At 43.4% G+C, this 350-nt stretch carries 1 pseudogene; it reads left to right on the top strand.

Annotated features, from left to right (window positions below):
- Positions 1–267 (top strand): annotated as a pseudogene (locus WG891_RS26710) (arginine-ornithine antiporter); the annotation flags it as partial.
- Between the last annotated feature and the right edge of the window lie 83 nt (positions 268–350).

The following is a 350-nucleotide window of genomic DNA, read 5'->3' as shown; positions in this document are numbered from 1 at the left end:
GAAAAAGATAAAACCGATCTCAAGAAAGACCTGATTATTGCGCTGATCGCCACGTTCTACTCACTGTTAATGCTGTATGCCGGAGGGATGAAATATCTGTTGCTGTCGGCCGTCATCTATGGCCCAGGCACACTGTTGTACATTATGGCCAAACGTGAACAGCATGCAAAAGTGTTCACACCGGCTGAAATGGGGCTCTTCATTATCGTTATGGTCGCCGCAGTGGTTGCAATCTACAACATTGCAACAGGCGTTATTACTATCTGATTGAGGCAAGTCATTATGTCGACTAAAAAAAAGACACAGGCTAAGTTTGGTGTACATTCAGAAGTAGGGAAATTACATAAAGT

It is taken from the genome of Serratia sp. MMO-28, assembly GCF_037199905.1.
GTDB lineage: Bacteria > Pseudomonadota > Gammaproteobacteria > Enterobacterales > Enterobacteriaceae > Chania > Chania oryzae.
This window is presented reverse-complemented; position numbering and strand designations above follow the sequence as displayed.